A 385-nucleotide genomic window follows, 5' to 3' on the forward strand; every position below is an offset into this window, starting at 1 on the left:
CAATTCGATTCATACAGCCAAGGCTTGGCAATCATGTTGCGCAACGATTATCAATTTATTGATAAGTCCGCTACCGTAGCTTTGACAATCGACACAACTCCAGGCAAGTAATTAAAAATTAAAGACGGTCATTGTACCGCCTTTTTTATACATAAATTAATTTGAAAGAAGGTATTAGAATGGCAGATACAACAACAGACTTATTAAATGAACTTAAGAATAGTTTGCATATTTCATCGAATATTAGTGATGATGACCAGTTATTAACTGATTATCTTAATTCAGCAAAAGCATATCTAAACAATGCTTGCAATAACGATATGAGTTCAGACGATCGATATAAATTTATCATTGTCGAATTGGCGACTTTGTATTACCAAAATAG

1 protein-coding gene is annotated in these 385 nt (G+C 32.7%); it reads left to right on the top strand.

What is annotated here, in order from left to right; genetic code table 11:
* Positions 1 to 179 precede the first annotated feature (179 nt).
* A partial coding sequence (locus CBI42_RS11500) for a head-tail connector protein (RefSeq protein ID WP_256963823.1) occupies positions 180 to 385 on the top strand: 206 nt, incomplete at its 3' end.

The sequence above is a fragment of the Streptococcus sp. KR genome (assembly GCF_002238115.1).
GTDB lineage: Bacteria > Bacillota > Bacilli > Lactobacillales > Streptococcaceae > Streptococcus.